Here is a 23,730-nt window from a genome sequence, read left to right as displayed (position 1 = left end):
AAATTTTGGGAGAGTTCATGCAGGCCCTCGGAAGTGCGAATGGGGAGATCGGGCTGGCGGGCCTGATCGATCACACGGTCCTCAAGCCTGACGCCTCGCGCGCCGACGTCGCGCGCCATTGCGACGAGGCCCTGGCGCACGGTTTCGCGTCGGTCTGCGTCAACGGCGTTCATGCCGCCTTCGTCGCCGAGCGTCTTCGCGGGTCCAGCGTCAAGACATGCGCGGTTCTGGGCTTCCCGCTCGGGGCGAGCGGCGCGGCGGCCAAGGCTGCGGAAGCGGCCTGGCTCGTCGGCGAGGGCGCCGACGAACTCGACATGGTTCTCGACATCGGAGCCCTGCGGGAGGGCGATCTGGAGCGCGTGCGCGCCGATATCGCCGCCGTTCGCGCGGCGTCCGGCGGCCGGGTTCTGAAGGTGATCCTGGAGACCTGCCTTCTCGACGAGGCGCAGATCATAGCTGCCTGCCGCATCGCGGCCGAGACCGGCGCGGACTTCGTCAAGACATCCACCGGCTTTTCGACCGGAGGCGCCACGGTGGAGGCCGTGGCCCTGATGCGCCGGACCGTCGGCCCCGACATCGGCGTCAAGGCGTCGGGCGGCATCCGCACGGCCGAGGTCGCGCGCGCCATGGTGGCGGCGGGCGCCAGCCGGATCGGCGCGAGCGCCAGCGTCGCCATCGTGGATGCCTCGCAGGAGAAGGCGTCCGCCGGAGGATACTGAATATCGACAAGCGGCTCATCACCGCATCGATCGAGGAGGAGGAATCGATGAAAACACTGATCGCATCTCTGGCGCTGGGCCTGTCGCTCGCCGCCGCGCCCGCCTTGGCGCAAGGCGTCGTCGACACGAGCAAGGCCCGCACCGACATCTCGTCGGAAAAGGCCGGCAAGGAATTCACCATCGCGACCGTCGTGAAGGTGGACGGCATCGCCTGGTTCGACCGCATGCATGCCGGCGTCGACCAGTTCGCCAAGGACACCGGCCACGACGCCTTCCAGGTCGGCCCGAGCCAGGCCGACGCGGCCGCCCAGGTCCAGATCATCGAGAACCTGATCGCGCAGGGCGTTGACGCCATCTGCGTCGTTCCCTTCTCGGTCGAGGCCGTCGAGCCCGTGCTCCAGAAGGCGCGCGAGCGCGGCATCGTGGTGGTGGCGCACGAGGCATCCAACCTCAAGAACGCCGATTACGTGCTGGAGGCCTTCGACAACAAGGCCTATGGCGCCAAGCTGATGGAAACGCTCGGCAAGAGCATGAACGGCGAAGGCCAGTACGTCACCACGGTCGGCAGCCTCACCTCGCAGTCGCAGAACGAGTGGGTCGACGGCGCGGTCGCCTACCAGAAAGAGCACTTCCCCAAGATGTCCGAGGCCACCGGCCGCCTCGAGACCTATGACGACGCCAACACCGACTACACCAAGCTGTCGCAGGCGCTGACCACCTATCCCCAGCTCAAGGGCATTCTGGGTGGTCCGATGCCGACCTCGGCGGGCGCCGGGCGCCTCATCGCCGAACGCGGGCTGAAGGACAAGCTGTTCTTCGCTGGCACCGGCCTGCCTTCCGTCGCCGGCCAGTATCTCAAGGACGGCGACATCCAGTACATCCAGTTCTGGGACCCGGCGGTTGCCGGCTACGCCATGAACACGATCGCGGCCATGGCCCTCGCGGGCAAGAAGGACGAGATCAAGGCGGGCCTCAATCTCGGCCTGACCGGGTACGAGAACCTGACGACGCCTGCCGGCGCCGCGCCGAACCTTCTCTACGGCCAGGGCTGGGTCGGCGTCACCGCCGCCAACATGGCGGACTACAACTTCTAATCGGACCTCGCGAGGGGCGGCCCGAAAAGGGTCGCCCCTCGCGAGCTTCTGTCCGTCCGTCGCGCGCTCGCAAGCGCCCGAGCCGATCCGCCCGCGCGTCGCGGATCGTCCTCCCCTTCTCATTCCCGTCCCGTCGAAGCCATGAGCGGCGCCCCCAGCGGGCGACATGGCCGACCGTTCCGAACGGAATTTCATGGCCGAATTCCTGATCGACCTTCGGTCCGTCACCAAGCGCTTTCCCGGCATGAAGGCGCTCGACGCGATCGACTTCCAGATCCGACCCGCCGAAATCGTCTGCCTCGCCGGCGAGAACGGCTCGGGCAAGTCGACGCTGATCAAGATCATCTCCGGCATCTACCAGCCCGACGAGGGCGAGATCGCCATCGACGGCGAGCCGGTGCGGGCGCTGACCCCGCGCGAGGCGATCGCGCACGGCGTCCAGGTCATCTACCAGGATTTCTCGCTGTTCCCGAACCTCACGGTCGCGGAGAACCTCTCCCTCAACAAGCTGCTCAGCGAGAAGCGCTCGCTCGCCCGCCGCGCCGAGATGCGCCGGCTGGGGGCGGAAGCGCTCGCCCGCCTCGGCGTCGACATCGATCTCGAAGCCGAGGTCGGCAGCCTCTCCACGGCCGACCGGCAGCTCGTCGCCATCGCCCGCGCGCTGATGTCGGACGTGCGCCTCCTCGTCATGGACGAGCCGACGACGGCGCTGACGGGACGCGAGGTCGACCGGTTGTTCCAGCTGGTGCGCGAAATCCAGTCGCGCGGCATCGCCGTTCTCTTCGTCAGCCACAAGATGAGCGAGATGCTCGACATCTCCGAGCGCATCGTGGTGTTCCGCAACGGGCGCAAGGTCGCCGAAGGGCCGACGGCCGAGTTCGACGAGGCGCGCATCACGCGCGAGATGACCGGCCAGGACATCGGCGTCGAGCGGTATCGCTGGACCGGCGATGAAGCCGTTCCGCCCCGGCTCGAAGCGCGATCCTTGAGCGTCGGCACGCTGGTGGAGGGCGTCGATCTTCGCCTGCGCGCCGGCGAGATCGTCGGTCTCAGCGGGCTTCTCGGCTCGGGCCGGACGGAGCTTGCCCTGGCGCTGTTCGGCATGAAGCCCGATCGGCGCGGCACGATCCTGATCGACGGGCTTGAGCGTCGCCTCGCCTCGGTCCAGGAGGCGATCGGCGCCGGCATCGCCTATGTGCCGGAGGACCGCCTGTCGGAAGGGCTCTTCATGAGCCAGTCCATCGCCCGCAACATCGTCTCCAGCGTCATCGAGCGGGCGACGCGCGCGCTCTTCATCGACCGGCGGCGCGTCGCCGCCATGGCCGGCGGCACGGTGGAGGCCATGCGCATCGCCACACCCGACATCGAGAAGCCGGTCGGCCAGCTGTCGGGCGGCAACCAGCAGCGCGTCATCATCGGCCGATGGCTGCTGACCGATCCCAAGGTGCTGATCCTGAACGGGCCGACCGTCGGCGTCGATGTCGGCTCCAAGGCCGAGATCCACCGCCGCCTGCGGGATCTGGCCGTGACGCGGGGGCTCGCCGTCCTGATGATTTCCGACGACGTGCCCGAGCTGATCGGCAACTGCAACCGGATCCTCATGATGCATCGCGGCCGGATCGTCGAGGAGCTCGACGCCGCCACGATCGAAGAGGACGATGTCCACGCCCGCCTGAAGGGCCTACGCTGATGGCTTCCCTGCCCTCCCTGTTCCGCCGCTCCGAAACCGCGGTCGCTGCGATCCTCCTCCTTGCGATGGTGCTGATCGGCCTGATCAACCCGGCCTTCTGGCAGCTCGACAACCTGTTCAATCTCCTGCGCGCCAATGTCGTCATCGGCATCATGGCGCTCAGCGTCCTGATGGTGATGATCTCGGGCGGCATCGACGTGTCCTTTCCCGCCTTCGCGGCGGCGGGCATGTATCTCACCGTCATCGCGATGAACCATTTCGGCTATCAGGGCGTGGTCCTACCCTTCATCGGCGCCACGCTGATCGGCCTCGTCTGCGGTCTCCTGAACGCCGCCTTCATCCATAGCTTCCGCATGATCCCGCTGATCGTGACGCTCGGCACCGCCTCGGTGGTGCGCGGCCTCCTGCTGGGGCTCGTCGGCACGTCGATCATCAATATCGACCGCATGCCCCAGTCGCTGATCGGCTTCGGCCGCACCACGATCGAGATCGGCGGCAGCCAGCTCACGGCCATGCTCTTCGTCTATCTCGGCCTCGCCATCGCGGTCTGGCTGTTTCTGACGCGCACCATGCTCGGGCGCGGCCTCTTCGCCTATGGCGGCGACGCGGAATCGGCCAAGCGCGTCGGCTTCGACAACCGCCGCATCGTCTATGTCGTCTATGGCCTCGCCGGCGCGCTGGCGGGCTTCGCGGGGCTGCTCCACGCCTCGATGATCTGGCTCGCCAACCCGCGCGACTTCGTCGGCTTCGAGCTCGACGTGATCGCCGCCGTGGTGCTCGGCGGCGCGTCGATCTTCGGCGGGCGCGGCTCGGTGCTCGGCACGCTGCTCGGCGTCTTCATGCTGGTGCTGATCAAGAACAGCCTCATCATCATGCGCGTCGACAACACCTGGCAGGGGGTCGTCGTCGGCGCCGTGATCGTCGCGGCGACCGCCCTCACGGCGTGGCGCGACCGCAAGAAACTGGCGTGAAGGAGGCCCTGATGAACCAGACTTTCGACGTCCGCCGTCTCGTCTCGCGCGACAACAATATCGTCCAGCTCCTCGTCATCACCGCCCTGATCTTCGCGCTGATGTCGTTTTTGGAGCCCAACAAGTTCCTGCGCTACTACAATTTCGAGTCCATCAGCTTCGTCTTCCCCGAGCTCGGCATCCTCGCCATCGCCATGATGCTGGCCATGCTGACGGGCGGCATCGACCTGTCGGTGATCGGCATCGCCAACCTGTCGGGCATTCTCGCGGGCGTCTACTTCTCGCGCTACATGCCGGCGGAAGCCGGGGCGAGCGGCGCCTCGGAGGTGTTGCGGGTCGGTACCGGCGTCCTTCTGGCGCTCCTTGTCGGCCTGTCGGCGGGCCTTCTCAACGGCCTGTTGATCGCCAAAGCGCGCATCACGCCGATCCTGGCGACGCTCGGCACGGGCCAGATCTTCACCGGCTTCTGCGTCGTCCTGACCGGCGGCCCGGCGATCACCGGCTTTCCCGCCTATTGGGGCCTGATCGGCAACGGCAAGATCTTCGGCATAGCCGCCCCGCTCGTGCTCTTCCTGCTGGTTGCTGCCACGATCGCGCTCGTTCTGACGCGCACGCCCTTCGGCCTCAACCTGATGCTGATCGGAACCAACCCTCGCGCCGCCGTCTTCGCAGGCCTCAAGCGCGACCGGATGATCCTTTATTCCTACATGACGACGGGCGTTCTCGCCTCGATCGCCGGCATCATGCTGTCGGGCCGCACCAACGCTGCCAAGTCGGACTACGGCACATCCTACCTCCTTCAGGCGGTGCTGATCGCCGTTCTCGGCGGCACCAACCCGGCGGGCGGGCGCGGCACGGTGGCCGGCGTCTCCATCGCGGTGATCGCGCTGATGCTGCTGGCCTCCGGTTTCCAGATGATGCGCTTCTCCAACCATCTCATCGACTTCATCTGGGGCGGGTTCCTGCTTCTGGTGATCGCGATGAACGCCTATCGGAACCGCGCGCGATGACCCATTTCCATCTGCGGCCGGCCGCGTTCGACGAGGTCGAGCGCGACTGCGTCGAGCATGGCGAGCTTTCGGCCAGCCTGTTTCGATACCCGACGGGCGTCGAGGCGATCCGCTTGTCGAACGCGCGGGGCGAGCTGGTGGTGCTTCCCTATCTCGGGCAGATGATCTGGTCGGCCCGCTTCGACGCGGTCGATCTCACCATGAAGAGCATCTTCCGGGCGCCCCGGCGCGTGGCGACGATCGGCGAAACCTATGGCTGTTTCGCCTTTCACTCCGGCCTCCTGCGCAATGGCGTGCCGGGTCCCGGCGACGACCATCCCGCCCATGGCGAAATGGCCTGCGCGGCGATGGACGAAGCCGGGATCGAGGCCGGCGAGGACGAGGCGGGACCGTTCCTGCGCGTGACCGGCTCCACCGAATACGCCATGGGCTTCGGCGCTCACTATCGGGCGCGGCCGAGCGTGACGCTGCGCACGGGGAGCGCCGTGTTCGAGATGGCGATGCAGGTCGAGAATCTGTCGGCCGCGCCGATGGACCTCATGTATATGTGCCACGCCAATTTCGCCTATGCGGACGGCGCCGAGATCCTTCAGGAAGCGCCCTTCAGCCCGGCGGCGACCCGCGTGCGCCGCGCCGTGCCGCGCCATGTCCGGCCCAATCCGGACTATCTCGCCTTCATCGACGCGCTCGCGGCCGATCCGTCCGGCTCGCGCAAGCTGGAGGACGGCGCGCGCTACGATCCCGAGCAGGTCTTCTATCTCGAAGGGCTCGCCACCGACGAGGCGGGCACGACCCGCGCGATGCTTCTGAAGCGCGAGGGCGATGCGTTCTTCATGCGCTACAGCCCGTCGCAGTTTCCGAAAACCGTTCGCTGGATTCTCAAGGGCGGCGACCAGTCGGTCGCGGCCTTCGCCCTTCCCTCGACCTGCGAGCCGGAAGGCCATGCCGCCGAACTCGCCAAGGGCAATGTTCGCCAGATTGCGGGCGGGCAGACCGCCGCCTTTACCGTGCGGCTCGGCCACCTCGACGCCGCCGAGGCTTCGGCCGAACTCGCCCGCTTCGCACCCAATCGCTAAGGAGGCTTCGATGCCGCACAAGATCGCCGTCGTCGGGTCCAACATGATGGACCTTGTGACCTATGTCACGCGCATGCCCGCGCCCGGCGAAACGCTGGAAGCGCCGAGCTTCGAGATGGGCCATGGAGGCAAGGGCGCCAACCAGGCCGTCGCCGCCGCGCGGCTCGGCTCGCGGATCGTCATGGTCAGCAAGGTCGGCGACGACGCCTTCGCCGATGCCACGATCGCCAATTTCCAGGCGAACGGCATCGACACGGTCCATGTCGGCCGCGTTTCCGGCGTGTCCTCCGGCGTCGCCCCGATCTTCGTGGATGCTTCCGGCGAGAACTCGATCCTGATCGTGACCGGCGCCAACGCTCATCTCTCGCCCGCCGACATCGACGCGGCTGCGGCCGAGCTTGGCGATTGCGATCTCATCCTCATGCAGATGGAGATCCCGGCCGAGACGGTCTACCACACGATCGCCTGGGCCAACGCGAACGGCGTGAAGACGCTGCTCAACCCCGCGCCCGCCGCCAGCAATCTCGACATGTCGCGCATCGCCGCCGTCAGCTTCCTGGCCCCGAACGAGACCGAACTCGCCATTCTCTCCGGCCTGCCGGTCGGCGACGAACGGGAGGCGGAAGTGGCCGCCCGCAGCCTCATCGCCAAGGGCGTCGGCACGGTCATCGTGACCATGGGCTCGCGCGGCGCGCTGCTGGTGGAAGCGGAGGCGACACGCCGCGTCGAACCCGTCAGGGTCACACCGGTCGACACGACCGGCGCGGGCGACGCCTTCATCGGCGCCTTCGCCCATTTCCACGCCGCCGGCAAACCGGTCTTCGACGCATTGGAGACCGCCGCCGCCTATGCCGCCGACTCCGTCACGAAGCGCGGCACGCAGAAATCCTATGCGCGGGCGGACGAGTTCGAGCGCTCCGGCGCCGGCAGCCGCTAGGGGCGCGAGGCCCCGGCCGGGAGGCGGTTGAAGGCGGGGACGAACGGCTTGACCGCGTTCAACTCCTGGATCGCTCAAAACCGTTGCAGGACATGCGCTCGGGCTTCGAACTCGTGCGCGGTGTTGGGAAACACCCAGCGCCTTCCCGGCTCCTGTGCTGGAGTGCGGAAGCCAGTTCGGAACTAGCGTGCTCTCTAGTTCGATCGCGCTGATGACGGTCTCCCGGTCTCCCGCCTCGCCCGTCTAGGGTTTGCAGAGCCGAGCGCCGGCTCGACAGCAAACTCGGCCCTCGCAAGCGCGCGGTCAGGACTGCGGCGTCGAGACGTGGCGGGCGGCGGTTTCGTTGGCGCGTTGGAGGCTGGCCTCGAAGGAGATGCCGCTTGCGAGGCCCGCGACCAGCGCGCCGACGAAGCTGTCGCCGGCGCCATGCGTGCTGACGAGACGGACGGGCAGCGCGACGATCGCGATGGGAGGCGCGCCGCGCCGGGCGGCGGCGACGCCCGCCCCGCCCGCCGTCACCACCACGCTTTCGAACCGGGGCAGCAGCGCTTCGGCCGCGAGACCGGCGGAGGCGAGATCGGAGACGGCGAGCCCGGAGAGTTCCTCCGCCTCGATCGCGTTCACCACGAGAACGTCCACCAGGGCGGCGAGGTCGTCGCCGAGCGGCCGGTAGGGCGCGGCGTTGAGGCAGACCACGGCGCCGGCCGCACTGGCGGCGCGCGCGGCGGCGAGGTTGACGGCCTCCGGCACCTCGTTCTGGAGGATCAGCGCCCGCGCGTTCCGCCAGAGATCGGGGGCGGCAAGAGAATTCGGATCGATCGCGAGATTGGCGCCCGAGACGATCACCGCGCCATAGTCGCCCTCGCTGTCCGAGATCGCGACGCTCATGCCCGACGCCGCGCCTTCGATCACCGCCACGAAGCGCCGATCGACGCCACTCGCCTCCAGCCGCTCCAGGAGGAACGTGCCGAACGCGTCGGTGCCGACCGCGCCGGCCATGCGCGCCTCGGCGCCGGCCTTGGCGGCGGAAGCGGCCTGGTTGCCGCCCTTGCCGCCGAATTTCGGCGCCCAGCCATGGCCGGTCACCGTCTCGCCCTTTCGGGGCCGGTCGGGCGCGTCCACCATGATGTCGTAGTGGAGGCTGCCGACCACCACCACCACGGGGGCGACGACGGGCGCGACGGCGGCGGGCTTGGAGCTGTCTGTCATGAACTTCGTCGCTTGGCTTTGACCGCCCCCATCGTGGCGGCGAGATTGCGTTCGGCCGCCTTCAGGTCGCGCTGGGCGACCGCGGCGAAGACGGCGTCGAAGATGATGAGCTGGGCGATGCGCGCCGCCGCGTTCTCGCCGAGCAGCGGCGAGCCCTGCGCCGTGGAGCAGAGAACCACGTCGGCGATCTCGGCCAGCGGCGAGGTGGCGTAATTGGTGAGCGCGATGGTGCGCGCGCCGCGCTTGCGGGCGAGCTCCAAGGGCTCGATAACCGCGTTGGTCTGGCCCGAATGGGAAAAGGCGATGGCGACGTCGCCCTCGGTGAGGAGCGCGGCGGACATCAGCATCATGTGCGAATCGTCGAAGACGCTGGTGCGAACACCGATGCGCAGGAACTTGTGGGCGACGTCGCGCGCGATCTGCGCCGAGCCGCCGATGCCGTAGAGATCGCGCTGCCGAGCGGCGAAGATCAGGTCGGCGGCGCGCTCGAAAGCTTCCGGGTCGAGGATGGAAAGCGTTTCCTCCAGCGCGTGGATCGACGTGCGGAAGACCTTCTGCGCGATCTCCGGCCCCGTGTCGTCGGGCGAAAGCTCCTGGTGCAGCTCGGCCGTGGGCAAGCGGTTGTAATCCGCGATCCCGGCGCGGAAGTCCTTGAAGCCGGAGAAGCCGAGCTTCTTGGCGATCTTCACGATCATCGCCTCGGACACGCCGGCATCCTCGGCGACGGCTTTCAGCGAGGTCGTCTCGTCGAAGTCGCGCCGCCCGAGGATCATGTCCACGACCCGTGCCTCCAACGGCGTCAGATGCGGCATCATCATCCGAATCCGAGGACCGACGGTCCTCGGATCGTTGAAGGAAATGTTCATCCCCGTCCCCTTGTCGCGCGATCGATCAGCATCGCGACGAGGATAATAAGGCCGGTGGCGAGAAGCTGATAGAAGGCCTGGACATTGAGAAGCGTCAGGCCGTTGCGCAAGGACCCGAGGATGATGGCGCCGAGCAGCGTGCCGACCACCGAACCCTTGCCGCCCATCAGAGAAGCGCCGCCGATGGCCGCCGCCGCGATCGCGTCGAGCTCCCAGAGATTGCCGAGCGTCGGGTCGGCCGCGCCGAGCCGCCCGACCAGGATCAGCCCGCCGACCGAGGCGAGGCCGCCGGAGATGACATAGGCGGCGATCTTGGTCATCGCGACCGGGACGCCGGCGATGTGCGAGGCTTCCTCGTTGCCGCCGACGGCCAGGAAATATTCGCCGAGCGGCGTCTTGTTCAGGACGATCCAGACCACGAGCGCCAGCACGGCGACGATCACCACCGGGCTCGGCACGCCGAGGATCGTGGCGTTCAGCAGCGAGCGGAACTCCGGCGGAATGCCGAAGACCGGATTGCCGCCGGTGTAGATGAGCGCCGAGGCGCGGTAGAGCGACAGGGTGCCGAGCGTCACAATGAAGGGCTGCAGCCCGCCATAGGCGACGAGCAGCCCGTTCACCGCGCCCGCCGCCATGCCGAACAGGAGGGCCGCGGGAATGGCGACGATGACCGGCGCGCCGCCCACCATGAGCGCGGCGGCGGCCACCGCCGCGATCGCGGCCGTCGGGCCGACCGAAAGGTCGATGCCGCCCGAGATGATGACCAGCGTCATGCCCAGCGCCACGCAGGCGTTGATCGAGGACTGCTGCAGGATGTTGAGGATGTTGCGCTCGGTCAGGAAGTTCGGCGTCAGCGCGGAGAAGACCGCGACGATGACGACGAGGCCGATCAGGGTGCCGGCGTCGCGCAGTCCGAACTGGAAGGCGCGGCGGGCCGGGGCGGCGGGGTCGAGGCTATCGGTCGTGGACATGGGATCAGGACCTCGGTGCGGAGGTGGGAGCGGTGGGGCGGGCCGACTGGGGAACGGCGAGGGCGACGATCGCCTCCTCGCTCACGTCCTTGCGGTCCAGGATCCCCGCGATGCGGCCTTCGCGCATGACGAGCACGCGGTCGGAGACGCGCAGAATCTCTGGCAGTTCGGAGGAAACGACGATCATCGAGCGCCCCTCTGCGGCGAGCCGCTCGATCAGTGCGTAGATCTCGGCCTTGGCGCCGACATCGATGCCGCGCGTCGGCTCGTCGAAGAGGAGGATGCGCGCGCCGGCGGCGATCCAGCGACCGATAATGGCCTTCTGCTGGTTGCCGCCGGAAAACTGGCCGATCGGCCGCTCGATCTGGAGCGGGCGAAGGTTGAGATCGCGCATCAGGCTTTCGCTCTCGCGCGACAGGGCGCGGCGGCGCACGAAGCCGAAGCGCGAGAAGCGCTTCATGGAGGAAAGTGCGATGTTGGAGCGCACCGAGCGGCGCGCCACGATGCCGTCGCGCTTGCGCTCCTCGGGCAGGAGGCCGAGCCCGGCGGCGATGGCCGCGCGTGGATTGCCGAGCCGGAGCGTCCGCCCTTCCAGGCGGATCTCGCCGCCATCGGGCCTGTCGACGCCCGCGATCAACCGCAGAAGCTCGGTGCGCCCGGCGCCGACGAGGCCGGAAACGCCCAGGACCTCGCCGCGTTTGAGCTGAAAGCTCGCCTCGCGCACGGCCTCGCCGCGCGAAAGATTGGCGACATCGAGAACCACCTCCTCCCGCGCGAAGCCCTTGTGCTCGGCGGTGGACAGCTCGCGGCCGACCATGCGCGAGACGACCTCCGCCTCGCTGGTCTCGCGCATCACGACGTCGGTCACCTTGCGTCCATCGCGCAGGATCGTCGCCCGGTCGCAGACGCGGAACACCTCGTCCATCTTGTGACTGACATAGATGATCGAGACGCCCTTGGCCGCCAGCTGGCCGATCAAAACGGCCAGCCGCTCGAACTCGGCCGGGGTGAGGCTGGAGGTCGGCTCGTCCATGGCGAGGACTTTGGTGTCCTCCATCATGGCGCGGGCGATCTCGACGATCTGGCGCTGGGCGACCTTCAGCGTGCGGATCGGCGCGCCGGGGTCGATCGACGGGTCGAGGGGTCGCAGCGCCTCGGCGGCCGCGCGCTCCTGCGCCCGTCGGTCCACCAGAAGGCCGCCGGCCATGCGCAAGGGGCGGCCGAGAAACATGTTCTGCGCCACGCTGAGCTCCGGCACATGCTGGAGCTCCTGATGGATCATCGCGATGCCGGCCTTGCGCGCGGCGTTCGGCCCATGGCCGGTCACCTGCGCGCCGTCGATCTCGACATGGCCGCTGGAGGGCTCCAGCACGCCGGAGAGAATGCGCAGAAGCGTCGACTTGCCCGCGCCGTTCTCGCCGAGCAGCCCGTGCACCGAGCCGGGCCGGACCGACATGGAGAACCCGTCGAGCGCGCGTAAGGGGCCGAAGCTCTTGCCGATGTCGACAAGCGTCAGACGGTCGTTGGTCGCCGTGTTCATGGGATAGTCGCTCCCTCCCGGAGACGAGGACAGGCCGTTTGCGGGGGCGTCTCGCCCCCGCCTGGCGGAGCGGGACCGGCCGGGGCCGGCCCCGGGCGCCTTACTTGCCGGCCTGCTTCAGAAGCACGTCGCGCAGCGCGTCGCCCTTCACCGCGAAGGTCTCGACATTGTCCTTGGTGATGAGAGCCTGCGGCGTCGAGACGACGCGCGGGATGGCCTGGCCGCCGACGAGGCGCAGCGCCACTTCCATCGCCACTTCGCCGGTGAGAACCGGGAAGCTGTCCACCGTGCCGGTCAGCTCGCCGGCGCGGATCGAGGCATAGGCGTCGGAAATGCCGTCCGTGCCGAAGACCACGACCTTGTCCTGCAGGCCGGCGGCCTTCACGGCCTCCACGACGCCCAGCGCCATGCCGTCATTGTTGGCATAGAAGCCGATGAGGTCGGGGTTCTGCTGCAGGACGGTCGAGGCCGCGTCGTAGGCGACCTGACGATCCCAATTGCCGGGAACGCTGGCGACGACCTGGAACTTGCCGCCCTCGCTGATGGTCTGCGTGAAGCCGCTCGTGCGCTGGCCCGCCGCGAAGACGCCGGCCTGGCCTTCGATCACCGCGACCTTGCCGCCCTGCGGGCGGTTCTGGATGAACCATTTGGCGACGCGCACGCCGTTGTCGCGCTGGACATTGCCGACGTAATGCGTGGCGCTCGGGATCACCGCGTCGTTGACGTTGACGACCGGGATCTTCTGGGCCTGAGCGCTTTCCAGCGCGGGCTGGAGATTGTTGTCGGTCTGCGGCGAGAAGAGCAGCGCGTTGAAGCCCTGGCTGATCAGCGTCTCGGCGATCGAAAGCTGGCCGAGCTGGTCGCCCTCGCTCTGCGCGGCCTGATACACGACCTCGACGCCGGCCTTCTTGCCATAGGCCTGATAGCCCTCGCCGAGGCTGCGCCAATATTCGTTGGTCAGCGTCTTGGACACGCCGCCGACGCGGGCGCCGGCCGGGGCGGCGGGCACGGCGCCGAGCTTGTCCTGTAGCTGGCTCCATTCCACGCGGTCGGTCTCGGTGTCGGAGTTCAACGGCGCGAGCGCCTGCGCGTTCGCCATGCCGGCGGTGAGAGCCAGTGCGCAGCCGGCGACGAGCGCCTTCAGTCGAATGGTCATGCGAAATCCTCCCTGGAACAGACCGGACGGGTGACGCGGGCCGGCGCCGCGATGGGGTGGCTCAGGCCGCCGCGATCAGCGCCTGGTTGACGATGCTCTGGCTGGCGACGCCGTCCTGGCGCGACTGCGCCTCGCCGAGGCGATTGTCGGCGTCGAGGCGCGTGGCGACCGCCAAAAGCTGCTGGACGGTCGCGATATTGGTCTCGCACTCGGCCACGGGGTCGAGGCCCGAAGCGTCGGGGAACGTGTCGAAATAGAGCGCGCCCTCGTAGCCATCGCGGCGGATCTGGCGCAGCAGCTCCAGGGTCGAGCGCAGGTGCACCGCGCCCACCATCAAGCCGTCGTCTCGCTTGGCGTAGCCGTCGTTGAGATGGACACCCATGAGCTTGGAGCGGCGATGAATGAGATGGGCGGCATAGGCCGGCTGCTCGCCGGCATAGAGCGCATGGGCAAAGTCGAGCGTCACGCCGAGATTGGAACAGCCGGCGTCCTGGATGGCGAGCAGCGTGGTGGCGCAGTCGCGCAAGAGCGCATGGGCGCGCGGCTCGTCGGGCTTGTACTCGATGGAAACGCGGCAGGCTGGATCGTGCTCGGCGACCTCGCGGATGCCGTCGATTTCCAGGTCCCAGGCCTCCGCATAGTCGAGCTGGAAATTGTAGTCGAACCCGTCCTGCCCGAGCCAGAGCGTCATCAGGTCGGCGCCCATGGCCCGCGCCGCGTCGATGCCGCGCTTGGTCAGATCGATCGCCTCGCGCCTCACGGCTTTATCGGGATTCGTGAAGGCACCCAGCTTAAAGGCGGGGTTCGTGTAGTAGCGCATGGCGAGGCCGTTGATGGCGAGGCCGAGATCGTTGATGCGACGGCCGACCAAGCCCGGCTCGTCCGTCACATGGTCGGGGAAGTTCAGATCGACATCCGTCAAGCCCTTTGCGGTCGCGGCTCGCTCGGCCATCTGCATGAAGCTCGGCTTGCCCTGCAGGTCCGGCCAGAAGAGATGCGGGGCGGACCCGAAGGAGTTCAGGCGCGTGGCGAAGCGAGAAAGGGTCATGGCATCCGTCGCTAATGTTTCTTCACGGATAACCTGATTGTTGTGATGTTGTCAAACGTCATGCGTCATCGGTGCCGGACGTTCGGCAGCACGCCGCCCGCTTTCCACACGGGCGATGTGTGGAGCGCTTGTTTCGGTCGGCTTGCTGGAGGGCCGGGAAGAGGCGGCCGGCCTCGGGTCATGAGGCGGGCGGAGGCGGACCATCGCAGGCCCCGCCCCCGATCAGCGCAAGCGTCTAGCCTAGGCTGGCGTGCACGAGCCGGGGTCGGCCGGGTCGTGCACAGAATGCGCGCAAGGTTTCCAGGTCGCCCTGGACGACCTAGCGCGCCGCAGAGCGTCTGCTTCCTGAAGGGTCAGCGCGACAGGGCGCTTTAACTGCGCAACCCCGGCGCTTCCTGGCCGGTGCGCTCGACATATTCGGAGTAGCCGCCGCCGTAGAGATGCGGGCCTTCCGGTGTCAGCTCCAGCACGCGGTTGGACAGCGCCGCCAGGAAATGGCGGTCGTGGCTGACGAAGAGCATGGCGCCTTCGAAGCGCGACAGCGCCTCGACCAGCATCTGCTTGGTGGCGATGTCGAGATGGTTGGTGGGCTCGTCGAGGACCAGGAAGTTCGGTGGATCGAATAGCATCTTGGCCATGACCAGCCGTGCCTTCTCGCCGCCCGACAGGACGCGGCATTTCTTCTCGACCTCGTCGCCGGAAAAGCCGAAGCAGCCGGCGAGCGCGCGCAAGGACGCCTGCCCCGCCTGCGGAAAATTGTCTTCCAGAGACTGCAGAACCGTGCGCTCGCCCTCGAGCACTTCCATCGAATGCTGGGCGAAATAGCCCATCTTGACGCTCGGGCCCAGCGCAACCGTCCCGGAATCGGGCTCCGAGGCGCCGGCGATCAGCTTGAGCAGCGTCGACTTGCCCGCGCCGTTCACGCCCATGACGCACCAGCGCTCGCGCCGGCGCACCTGGAAATCGAGCCCGTCATAGATCGTGCGGTCGCCATAGCGCTTGTGGACGCCCTTGACCGTCGCGACATCCTCGCCCGAGCGCGGCGCCGGCTGAAACTCGAAGCGCACCGTCTGCTGGCGCTTGGGCGGCTCGACGCGCTCGATCTTGTCGAGCTTCTTCACCCGGCTCTGCACCTGCGCGGCATGGCTGGCGCGCGCCTTGAAGCGCTCGATAAAGGCGACCTCCTTGGCCAGCATCGCCTGCTGGCGCTCGAACTGCGCCTGCTGCTGCACCTCGGCGATGGCGCGCTGCTGCTGATAGAACTCGTAGTCGCCGGAATAGGAGGTCAGCGTGCCGCCGTCGATCTCGATGATCTTGCCGACGATGCGGTTCATGAATTCGCGATCGTGCGACGTCATCAGGACGGCGCCGTCGAAGCCCTTGAGAAAGCTCTCGAGCCAGATCAGGCTTTCGATGTCGAGATGGTTCGACGGCTCGTCGAGGAGCATGACGTCGGGGCGCATCAGCAAGATCTTCGCCAGCGCCACGCGCATCTTCCAGCCGCCCGAAAGCTTGGCCACATCGCCGTCCATCATCGTCTGGCTGAAGCCGAGCCCGTCCAGCACCTCGCGGGCGCGCCCGTCCAGCGCATAGCCGTCGAGCTCGTCGTAGCTGCCCTGCACTTCGCCGTAGCGGGCGATGATCTCGTCCATCGCGTCGGCCTGGGCCGGATCGGCCATGGCCGCTTCCAGCTCTGCCATCTCGGCGGCCAGCGCGCTGACCGGCCCGACGCCGTCCATCACCTCGGCCACCGCGCTGCGGCCCGCCATGTCGCCGACATCCTGGCTGAAATAGCCGATCGTCACGCCGCGATCGACCGAGACCTGCCCCTCGTCCGGAAGCTCCTGACCCGTGATCATGCGAAACAGCGTCGTCTTGCCCGCGCCATTGGGGCCGACGAGGCCGATCTTCTCACCGCGCTGAAGGGCCGCCGACGCCTCGATGAAGACGATCTGCTTGCCGTTCTGCTTGCCGATGCTCTCAAGGCGGATCATGCTGGAATTCCAAGTCGGTGCGAGGAGGAAGCCGCCTCAAACCATCCCACTTGGCCCCGCGCAAGGGGCGGCGGCGTCATAAGTTCAGTTTTGCCCGCGCCCGAGCGCCATCGCCCGCCCCATGCGGTCCGGACCGGACGGCTCTGGAGGGACCGGAAATCTATCGGCCGAAAGCCGTCCGAGCGAGTGTTCGAGGCGGGGTCGCGTCCGAGACGAGACCGCCCCCCCCTCCCCCCGCGAGACGCCGCCGTTAGCGGGCGTGTTCCAGCGCCTCGCTGGCCTCGGCGGCGGGGCGCTTCACGCTCTCGGCCACATGGCCGTGGCCGCTGATCTCGCGGCCGGCGTCCACGGAGAAGCGCAGGTTCCAGATCGTCGCCACCAGCGAGATCGCCACCACCACCGCGAAGGCGACCGAGAAGTCCGAAAGCTCGGGTACGTCGTGACGCTGGAGGTTCATCGAGCCGTGAAGCGCGAGCGCCGCCACGCAGATGCCGAGCGAGAGCATCAGCTGCTGGAAGGTCGTGTAGAAGCTCGTCGCCGAACTCATCTGCGCCGACGAGATCCGGTCGTAGGCCACCGTGTTGTAGGCGGTGAACTGGAACGACATCGAGAAGCCGCAGCAGACCAGAACGCCGAAGATCAGCGGCAGCGGCCAGTCCGGCCGGAAGAAGGCGCAGGCGCCATAGAGCAGCGCGGCCACGATGCCGTTCACCGCCAGCGCGTTGCGAAAGCCGAAGCGCCGCAGCAGCCGGGGCGCCAGCGCCTTCATCATCAGCGAGCCGATCGCGGTGGCGATGGTGATGAGGCCGCTCGTCGCCGCCGACAGGCCGAAGCCGAGCTGCATCATCAGCGGCAGGAGGAACGGCTGCGCCCCTTGGGTGATGCGCGTCAGCGAACCCGCGATCACCGAGGTGCCGAACGAGGGCACCCGCATCAGGGCGGGATCGAGGATCGGCGCGGGATGGTGCTTGGCATGGCGCAGATAGAGCGCGCCGGCCACGAGGCCGACCGCGACCAGCGCCAGCGCCATCAGCCCCTCGCCCTCGCGGCTGGCGCTTTCGAAACCGAACAGGAGCGATCCCAGCGACACGCCCGACAGGACCATGCCGACGGCGTCGAACGGCCCGGTTCGCTCCCCCTTCGTCTCGTCAATGAAGAGGCTGACGAGCACCATGCCGATGAGGCCGATGGGCACGTTGATGTAGAAGACCCAGCGCCAGTCGGCATAGGTGACGATGAGGCCGCCGACCGGCGGCCCGAGGATCGGCCCGATCAGGGCGGGCACGAGCAGCCAGGACATGGCCGAGACGAGGTCGCGCCGCTCCACCGAGCGCAGGAGCACGAGGCGCCCGACCGGCATCATCATCGCCCCGCCGAGCCCCTGCAAAAGCCGCGCGACGACGAGAAAGCCGAGCGAAGGCGCCTGCGCGCAGAGAAGCGAGCCGACGACGAAGACACCGATCGCGGCGCGAAACACGGTGCGCGAGCCCCAGCGGTCGGCCACCGCGCCGCTGACGGGAATGAACACCGCCAGACTGATGAGATAGGAGGTGAGCGCAATGCTCATCGAGGGCGCGCCGACGCCGAAGTCGCGCGCCATCGTGGGCAGCGCCGTCGCCAGAATGGTGGCGTCGAGCTGCTCCATGAACATGGCGCTGGCGACGATGAGGGCGACGGTGCGGAAATTGCGGCGGGCGGGCGCGGCGTCGGCAAGGCGGACACCGGAAGACTGAACCGACATGAGATCGAAACGAACGCTTCACGGGCGGCGACGAGCCGGGCCGCCGGACGGCGTGACACCTTCGATGGAATCGCAAGGCCGACATATGATTTTACGGTGGGGATGACCACCCCTCCACCGGTCACAATCTTCGCGCCCGCGATATGCCGTCGCGAGCGGGTGGCGCCGGGGTCGGGCGATGACAGGAAAAGGCCATAGCGCTTCCCGGCAGGCGAGAGCTCGGTGGGCGACGGCGAAGGCCCGTTCCAGGGCATCGGCAGAGTTCACGCCGGACCCTTCGCGCCCTGGCCGGCGGCCATTGCGCGCGAAAGCGATCCGGCTGGGTTCGACGCCGAACGGGAATAATGGCCGGGCGGCCTTGCGACCGCCGCGACCGTTCCCTCAGCGAGCAGATCGATTATTGCGAAGGCATGCTCCAAGCCTCTGAGGCGGCGGCACCATGAAGGCGCACGCGCTCCGCCTGTCCTGCTCGTGGGAGGCGCCTGACCCTCAGGCAATCGTATCGACCACGCCGCCATCGACCCTCAGCGCCGCGCCGGTCGTGGCCGAGGCCTGTTTCGAGGCGACATAGACGCAGAGATTGGCGACTTCCTCGACGGTGGCGGCGCGCTGGATGATCGAGGTCGAGCGATGCGCCTTGACGAAGTCGGCCGCGACCTCCTCGATCGGCTTGCCGGTCTTCTCGACCTCACCCGCCAGCATCTCTGCCACCCCCTCCGACAGGGTCGGGCCCGGCAGGATGGCGTTCACCGTCACCCCCGTGCCCGCCATGCGCTTGGCGAGGCCGCGCGAGAGAGCGATGTCGGCCGTCTTGGTCACGCCGTAATGGATCATCTCGACCGGGATGTTGAGACCGGATTCGGAGGACAGGAACAGGACGCGGCCCCACCCCGCCGCCTGCATGCCCGGCAGATAGGCGCGCGACAAGCGCACCCCGGACAGGACGTTGACCGCGAAGAAGCGCTCCCATTCCGCATCGGGCGTGTCGAAGAAGTCCTGCGGGCCGAAAATGCCGGCATTGTTGACGAGGATGTCGACCGCCGGGAGCGCGGCCACCAGCGCGTCGCAGCCGTCAGCCGTGCCGACATCGGCGGCGACGCCGCTCGCCTCGGCTTCCGGTGCCTCGGCCTTCAGCTTGGCGACGGCGGCCTCAGTCCGCGCCGCGTCACGGCCGTTCAGCACGACATGCGCGCCGGCTCTCGCCAAGCCCAGCGCGATGGCGAAGCCGATGCCGGCGGTGGAGCCGGTGACGAGGGCGGTCTTGCCGGAAAGGTCGATCTTCATGGTGCGTCTCCGAGAAGGGTGTCGAGGTCGATGGCGTCGGCCATGGCCTTGTTTCCGGCGTCGCCGGGATGCAGGCGATCGCCGCAGTCGAAGGTCGGGAGCAGCCGCATTGGGCGCGCTGGTTCGGCGAGCAGCCGGTCGAAGTCCATGACCGCGTCGAACGAACCACAGGTGCGGATCAAGGGGTTGATGCCACCGCGCAGATCGTTCTTCGCTCCGCTGTGGTAAGGTGGCCTCCACCCGCGTTCCGGGAAGGGCGCCGGCGAAGGACAAGGCCCAGCGCGGCCAGCGGAAGGAGCGCCGCTGTCAAGAGAACCGTGCGAGCCCGGCCCGTGATCGATCACCAGACCGGCGGCAAGAGCGCCCAGCGCATTGCCGAGGGGCAGACCACGATGTCAGCGGCCGGACGACCCGGCCAGCCGACCCCATCGGGTTTCGCCGGATGCTCTCGGTTCAAGCAGCGCGAAGCTGTGGCACGAAACGGTCCTGCTGCGCGGGCGCCCTCTGCTGCTGTTGCGCCACGAAGTCCTCCGCCAGGGCTTGCAGCGCATCGCCTGTCTTGCCCTCCTCCATCCCCGCAAGAATGATCCGCGCTTCGCCATCGTTGAGATGAAAGGTGGCCATCCGATCTTCCAGCCGGCCCGCCTCGGTGGACAGCTGATCGGCGGTGGCCGCCATCTCGTTGGCCGCCCCGGCGTTCGACTGCGTCACCTGATCCAGCTGCCCGATCGCCTGGTTGATCTGCTCGATGCCGATCGACTGCTCCCGGCACGCCGCCGAAATCTCCGACACCAGCTCCGCCGTCTTGCGAATGTCCGGCACCAGCCGCTCCAGACGCGCCCCGGCATCCTCCGCCACCACCAGCGTGCGGGACGAGAGGTCGCCGATCTCGGCCGCCGCCGCCTGGCTGCGCTCGGCGAGCTTACGCACTTCCGAGGCCACCACCGCAAAACCCTTGCCGTGCTGGCCGGCGCGGGCCGCCTCGATCGCGGCGTTCAGAGCGAGCAGGTCGGTCTGGCGGGCGATCTCCTGCACCACGGCGATCTTCTCGGCAATGGCGCGCATCGCCTCGGTGGACTGCGCCACCGCCGCGCCCGTGGTGCCGGCATGTTCGGCGGCCTGGGCGGCGATCTTCTCGGTGGTGGAGGCGTTGTCGGCGTTCTGGCGGATGTTGGCGGTCATCTCCTCGATCGCGGCGGACGCCTGCTCGGAGGCGGCGGCCTGCTCGGTGGAGCCGGAGGAAAGCTGAGTCGCCGTCGCGAGGGACTGCTGCGAGCCCGATGCGACCTGCATGGCCGCGCCTTGCACGGCATGAACCGTTCCCGACAACCGGAGCCGGGTCTGACACAGGCGGGTCAGAAGGTCTCCGAGTTCGTCGCGGCGCGAATGGACGATGCGCTGCGACAGATCGCCGTTCGCGATCCGATCCATGTTCTCCGCGAGTTGGCGGATGCCGCTGGTTAAGGAGCCGATGATCCAGGCTGCCAGAGCGACACCCATAGCCATCACGGCGGCCATCGCTGCGAAGAGGGTCATCTGCGTGCTGTCATAGCTGGTTTGCCCAGCCGGGGCGAGGGCGTGGATGCAGAGCACGTTGATGGCACAGGCGGAGACGAGCAGAGCACCGAAACTCAATGCGAGGCGCAATTTGATGGAAAGGCGCATGGGTAGACAATCCTGAGTGGAAATGGCTTGGGCGACAAACACTGTCGCGATAAGCGGCACTTAGCACCATTCGGAAAGGCGGCGAGCGTCACTTGCCGGGTTGGTTTTCCGAGAATGAACAGCGTCGTTCGAATGCCGCCGGCTGCTCGATTGCGAACCCTTAACCGTTGAGCTGCTGGGGCGTTTCGAAGCGGTTGCGTGTCGAGATCGAACGGCAAGACGGTTCGCTTCTGTCGGCTCGCATCAGACTGCAACGGGGCGGGAAACAGCCGTTGCGGCCGTGCCGACGAAGGGGCCGGTTCTTTTCTGTCGTTGTCTTCGGCGAACCTTGTCGCAATCCACCGCGTGAACTACCCGACTTCGGGGACGACGAGATCGGTTCCGAAGGCGCAGGTGGCTCTCATGCAGGACAAGGACGACATTCATCCCGATGCCGCGACCGCGCCGGGATACCTCGCCAATCACGCCGCCCGCGCCTTCAATCGCGGGGTGGACGCGGCGCTCAAGCCGCACGGCCTCACCATGTCCCTGATCGGACCGCTCCTTCTTCTGTCATGGAAGGGACCGCTGCTGCAACGCGACCTCGTCCGCTCGTCGGCCGTCAGGCAGCCGGCCATGGTGGCCCTGCTCGACAGGCTGGAGACGATGTCCCTGATCGCCCGCTCGCCGTCGCAGAGCGACCGACGCGCATCGGTGGTTGAACTCACGCAGGCCGGACGCGAGGCCGCCCGCATCGGCGGCGAAGCGCTGGTTGCCGGCAACGCGAAAGGCCTCGAGGGCTTTTCGCCCGAGGAGACCGCCGATCTGGTCGCGCTGCTCGGGCGGCTGATCGTCAATCTTGACCGATCCTGAATCCGATATACATCATGCATGATATTGTTTGTCCGTAGGAGCCTGCCCCATGTCCCGTCGTATTCTCGTCTCCGGCGCCAGCATCGCCGGGAACACCGCAGCGTGGTGGCTGAGCCGTCTGGGCAACGACGTCACGGTGGTCGAACGTGCCCCCGAGTTCCGCGATGGCGGTCAGAATGTCGATGTACGCGATGTCGGCCGAGAGGTGCTGCGCCGCATGGGTTTGGAGCGGACCGCGCTCGAGCGGGGCACCGGCGAGGAGGGAACGACCTGGGTCGACGCGGACGGCGAGGTCGTGGCGGAGTTTTCGCTCGAAGAACTGGGAAGCGACGGCCCGACCGCCGAGATGGAGATCCTGCGCGGCGACCTCGCGCGTCTCGTCTACGAGTCGGCGCGCGAGCATGCCGCGTTCCGCTTCGGCGACAGGATCGAGCGCATCGACGATGACGGCGAGCGGGCGATCGTCACCTTCGCTGGCGGCGCGATTGAGAGCTACGATCTGGTGGTGGTCGCCGAAGGGGTCGGATCGAAGACGCGCGAACTGATGTTTCCCGACGAGAACGATCCGCGATGGATGAATCTGACGATCGCATACTTCACCATTCCCCACGTGCCGGGCGATAACCGGATGTGGCGTTGGTACAACGCGACGGGGGGCCGGAGCCTCTCGCTGCGGCCTGACAATTATGGAACGACGCGCGCCAACCTCGCCATTCAGCAGGCACCGAACGGCGAGCACAAGTGGGATGCCGAACGCCAGAAAGCCTATATGCGCGAGCGCTTCGCGGATGCCGGGTGGCAGTCCGAGCGCATTCTCGCAGGAATGGAAAGCACGCACGACTTCTACTTCGATGTCTTGCGTCAGGTGCGGATGAAGCGCTGGTCGAAGGGCCGCGTGGTTCTGACGGGCGACGCCGCCTGGTGCGCGACCCCGCTTGCCGGCATCGGCACGACGCTGGCGGTGACGGGGGCCTATGTCCTGGCCGCGGAACTCGACCGCCGCGACGATGTGGCCGCCGCCCTCAGCGAGTACGAGGCCAAGATGCGTCCGATGGTGGACGATGCGCAAGGCGTGCCGAAGATCGCCCCGCGCCTGATGCATCCGCGCAGCCGGCTCGGCATCCACCTTCTGCATGGGGTACTGGGCGTCGCGAGCCGACCAACCGTCCGGAACCTGGCCGCCAAGCTGTTTTCTGGCCAGACCAAGTCACCCGACCTCTCCAGCTATCCCCAGCATCCGTGAGGTGGAGGACGCGTCCACCACAGTATCCTAGCAGTAGACCATTCCATTGCTCATGACATCGTTTCGATCATGCGCATCATCCAAACGCGATACTGGATTCACTCGGACTTTCTCTCGTGAGGAGCAGCCCACACATTCCAGAACGAAAGGGAAAGCCTATTAGCGGGAGAACTAATATCGGCCTCAAACGGCGATGAGGCGGCGAGCAGAAACTCTGGCGCGGTGGAGCGCGAGGTCGGCCCGCCTAATCGCGGCATCCAGTCCTCTCCTTACAGCAAGATGACGCTGTTCCCCTAGATCCAAATGGAAGGTGTTGGGATGGTATCTTCAACCCACAGCAGGCGTGTTTTCTTAGGTTCGGCAAAATATTCTCGATGGTATTAAATCTTAAATCCGGTCTCGGAAATCGTCTTGCCTCTATTTTATTAATTAAATTGGAATAGTTAAACAAATAAATGATTGTCGAAATCCAGATCGTAAATCCTGCCCGATCAGGACGAAGAGTGCTTCAGAAATTTATTGCAATTCATCTTGAAAATTCTCGCCGGCGTATCGCTGAAGAGTGATACAGATCCGTCGTTGAGTTGCCCATCGCCGCTAGCACCTGCCATCGACATTCGCTTCGGAAAATCTTCAATCAAAAATTGTAAAGCAATGTTCTATA

At 67.2% G+C, this 23,730-nt stretch carries 20 protein-coding genes; 9 read left to right on the top strand and 11 right to left on the bottom strand.

The features are described 5' to 3' along the window. Positions 1 to 17 precede the first annotated feature (17 nt). The 7 genes from deoC to rbsK all read left to right on the top strand — a co-directional run bounded on the left by deoC (position 18) and on the right by rbsK (position 7,497). Complete coding sequence (gene deoC, locus M673_RS20280; protein WP_061978535.1) at positions 18 to 719, top strand: deoxyribose-phosphate aldolase; 702 nt, start codon at positions 18 to 20, stop codon at positions 717 to 719. Between the two features lie 47 nt (positions 720 to 766). Then, the gene (locus tag M673_RS20275; RefSeq protein WP_061978534.1) at positions 767 to 1,813 is read left to right on the top strand and encodes an autoinducer 2 ABC transporter substrate-binding protein; all 1,047 of its coding nucleotides are present in this window, start codon (positions 767 to 769) and stop codon (positions 1,811 to 1,813) included. A gap of 193 nt (positions 1,814 to 2,006) precedes the next feature. Then, a complete protein-coding gene (locus M673_RS20270; protein WP_061978696.1) occupies positions 2,007 to 3,503 on the top strand; it encodes a sugar ABC transporter ATP-binding protein in 1,497 nt (498 codons plus the stop codon). Further along, positions 3,503 to 4,474 (top strand): ABC transporter permease, encoded by a 972-nt coding sequence (locus tag M673_RS20265; protein ID WP_061978533.1) that lies wholly within the window; start codon positions 3,503 to 3,505, stop codon positions 4,472 to 4,474. Before M673_RS20270 ends, M673_RS20265 begins: the two co-directional genes overlap by 1 nt. Before the next feature lie 11 nt (positions 4,475 to 4,485). After that, positions 4,486 to 5,484 (top strand): ABC transporter permease, encoded by a 999-nt coding sequence (locus M673_RS20260; protein ID WP_061978695.1) that lies wholly within the window; start codon positions 4,486 to 4,488, stop codon positions 5,482 to 5,484. Then, positions 5,481 to 6,560 carry an aldose 1-epimerase family protein gene (locus tag M673_RS20255; protein ID WP_061978532.1) on the top strand — a complete coding sequence of 360 codons (1,080 nt, stop codon included), beginning with the start codon at positions 5,481 to 5,483 and terminating at the stop codon, positions 6,558 to 6,560. Before M673_RS20260 ends, M673_RS20255 begins: the two co-directional genes overlap by 4 nt. 10 nt (positions 6,561 to 6,570) lie before the next feature. Next, a complete protein-coding gene (rbsK, locus tag M673_RS20250; protein ID WP_061978531.1) occupies positions 6,571 to 7,497 on the top strand; it encodes a ribokinase in 927 nt (308 codons plus the stop codon). Between the two features lie 303 nt (positions 7,498 to 7,800). Here rbsK and M673_RS20245 read toward each other — a convergent pair whose 3' ends face one another. The 11 genes from M673_RS20245 to M673_RS20195 form a co-directional block, all read right to left on the bottom strand. Further along, positions 7,801 to 8,706 (bottom strand): PfkB family carbohydrate kinase, encoded by a 906-nt coding sequence (locus M673_RS20245; protein ID WP_061978530.1) that lies wholly within the window; start codon positions 8,704 to 8,706, stop codon positions 7,801 to 7,803. Further along, positions 8,703 to 9,572 (bottom strand): MurR/RpiR family transcriptional regulator, encoded by an 870-nt coding sequence (locus M673_RS20240; protein ID WP_061978529.1) that lies wholly within the window; start codon positions 9,570 to 9,572, stop codon positions 8,703 to 8,705. Before M673_RS20240 ends, M673_RS20245 begins: the two co-directional genes overlap by 4 nt. Further along, positions 9,569 to 10,543: an ABC transporter permease gene (locus M673_RS20235; protein ID WP_061978528.1), complete on the bottom strand. Its 975-nt coding sequence runs from the start codon at positions 10,541 to 10,543 to the stop codon at positions 9,569 to 9,571. Before M673_RS20235 ends, M673_RS20240 begins: the two co-directional genes overlap by 4 nt. A gap of 4 nt (positions 10,544 to 10,547) precedes the next feature. Then, positions 10,548 to 12,083, bottom strand: a complete 1,536-nt coding sequence (locus tag M673_RS20230) for a sugar ABC transporter ATP-binding protein (protein ID WP_061978527.1) — start codon at positions 12,081 to 12,083, stop codon at positions 10,548 to 10,550. A 100-nt stretch (positions 12,084 to 12,183) separates the two neighbouring features. Next, positions 12,184 to 13,239, bottom strand: coding sequence for a sugar ABC transporter substrate-binding protein (locus M673_RS20225; protein WP_061978526.1), 1,056 nt, complete (start codon positions 13,237 to 13,239; stop codon positions 12,184 to 12,186). A gap of 61 nt (positions 13,240 to 13,300) precedes the next feature. After that, a complete protein-coding gene (locus tag M673_RS20220; protein ID WP_061978525.1) occupies positions 13,301 to 14,287 on the bottom strand; it encodes a sugar phosphate isomerase/epimerase family protein in 987 nt (328 codons plus the stop codon). Positions 14,288 to 14,658: 371 nt separating this feature from the next. Beyond that, the gene (locus tag M673_RS20215) at positions 14,659 to 16,281 is read right to left on the bottom strand and encodes an ABC-F family ATP-binding cassette domain-containing protein (RefSeq protein WP_061978524.1); all 1,623 of its coding nucleotides are present in this window, start codon (positions 16,279 to 16,281) and stop codon (positions 14,659 to 14,661) included. A 250-nt stretch (positions 16,282 to 16,531) separates the two neighbouring features. After that, entirely contained in the window at positions 16,532 to 18,022 is a 1,491-nt protein-coding gene (locus M673_RS20210) for an MFS transporter (RefSeq protein ID WP_061978523.1), read from the bottom strand. 489 nt (positions 18,023 to 18,511) lie between these two features. Then, positions 18,512 to 19,300: an SDR family NAD(P)-dependent oxidoreductase gene (locus M673_RS20205; protein WP_374755566.1), complete on the bottom strand. Its 789-nt coding sequence runs from the start codon at positions 19,298 to 19,300 to the stop codon at positions 18,512 to 18,514. 2 nt (positions 19,301 to 19,302) lie between these two features. Further along, positions 19,303 to 19,455: a hypothetical protein gene (locus M673_RS20200; RefSeq protein ID WP_156421132.1), complete on the bottom strand. Its 153-nt coding sequence runs from the start codon at positions 19,453 to 19,455 to the stop codon at positions 19,303 to 19,305. Positions 19,456 to 19,759: 304 nt separating this feature from the next. Continuing rightward, on the bottom strand, positions 19,760 to 20,971 hold the full coding sequence (locus tag M673_RS20195; RefSeq protein ID WP_061978520.1) for a methyl-accepting chemotaxis protein: 1,212 nt from the start codon (positions 20,969 to 20,971) through the stop codon (positions 19,760 to 19,762). A 402-nt stretch (positions 20,972 to 21,373) separates the two neighbouring features. Here M673_RS20195 and M673_RS20190 point away from each other — a divergent pair, with 402 nt between their 5' ends. Both M673_RS20190 and M673_RS20185 read left to right on the top strand, forming a co-directional pair. Then, on the top strand, positions 21,374 to 21,823 hold the full coding sequence (locus M673_RS20190) for a MarR family winged helix-turn-helix transcriptional regulator (RefSeq protein ID WP_061978519.1): 450 nt from the start codon (positions 21,374 to 21,376) through the stop codon (positions 21,821 to 21,823). Positions 21,824 to 21,872: 49 nt separating this feature from the next. Continuing rightward, positions 21,873 to 23,066 carry an FAD-dependent monooxygenase gene (locus M673_RS20185; protein ID WP_061978518.1) on the top strand — a complete coding sequence of 398 codons (1,194 nt, stop codon included), beginning with the start codon at positions 21,873 to 21,875 and terminating at the stop codon, positions 23,064 to 23,066. Positions 23,067 to 23,730 lie beyond the last annotated feature (664 nt).

Source organism: Aureimonas sp. AU20 (genome assembly GCF_001442755.1).
Classification (GTDB): Bacteria; Pseudomonadota; Alphaproteobacteria; order Rhizobiales; family Rhizobiaceae; genus Aureimonas.
The sequence above is the reverse complement of the archived record's forward strand: the minus strand, read 5'-3'. Positions and strand labels throughout refer to the sequence as shown.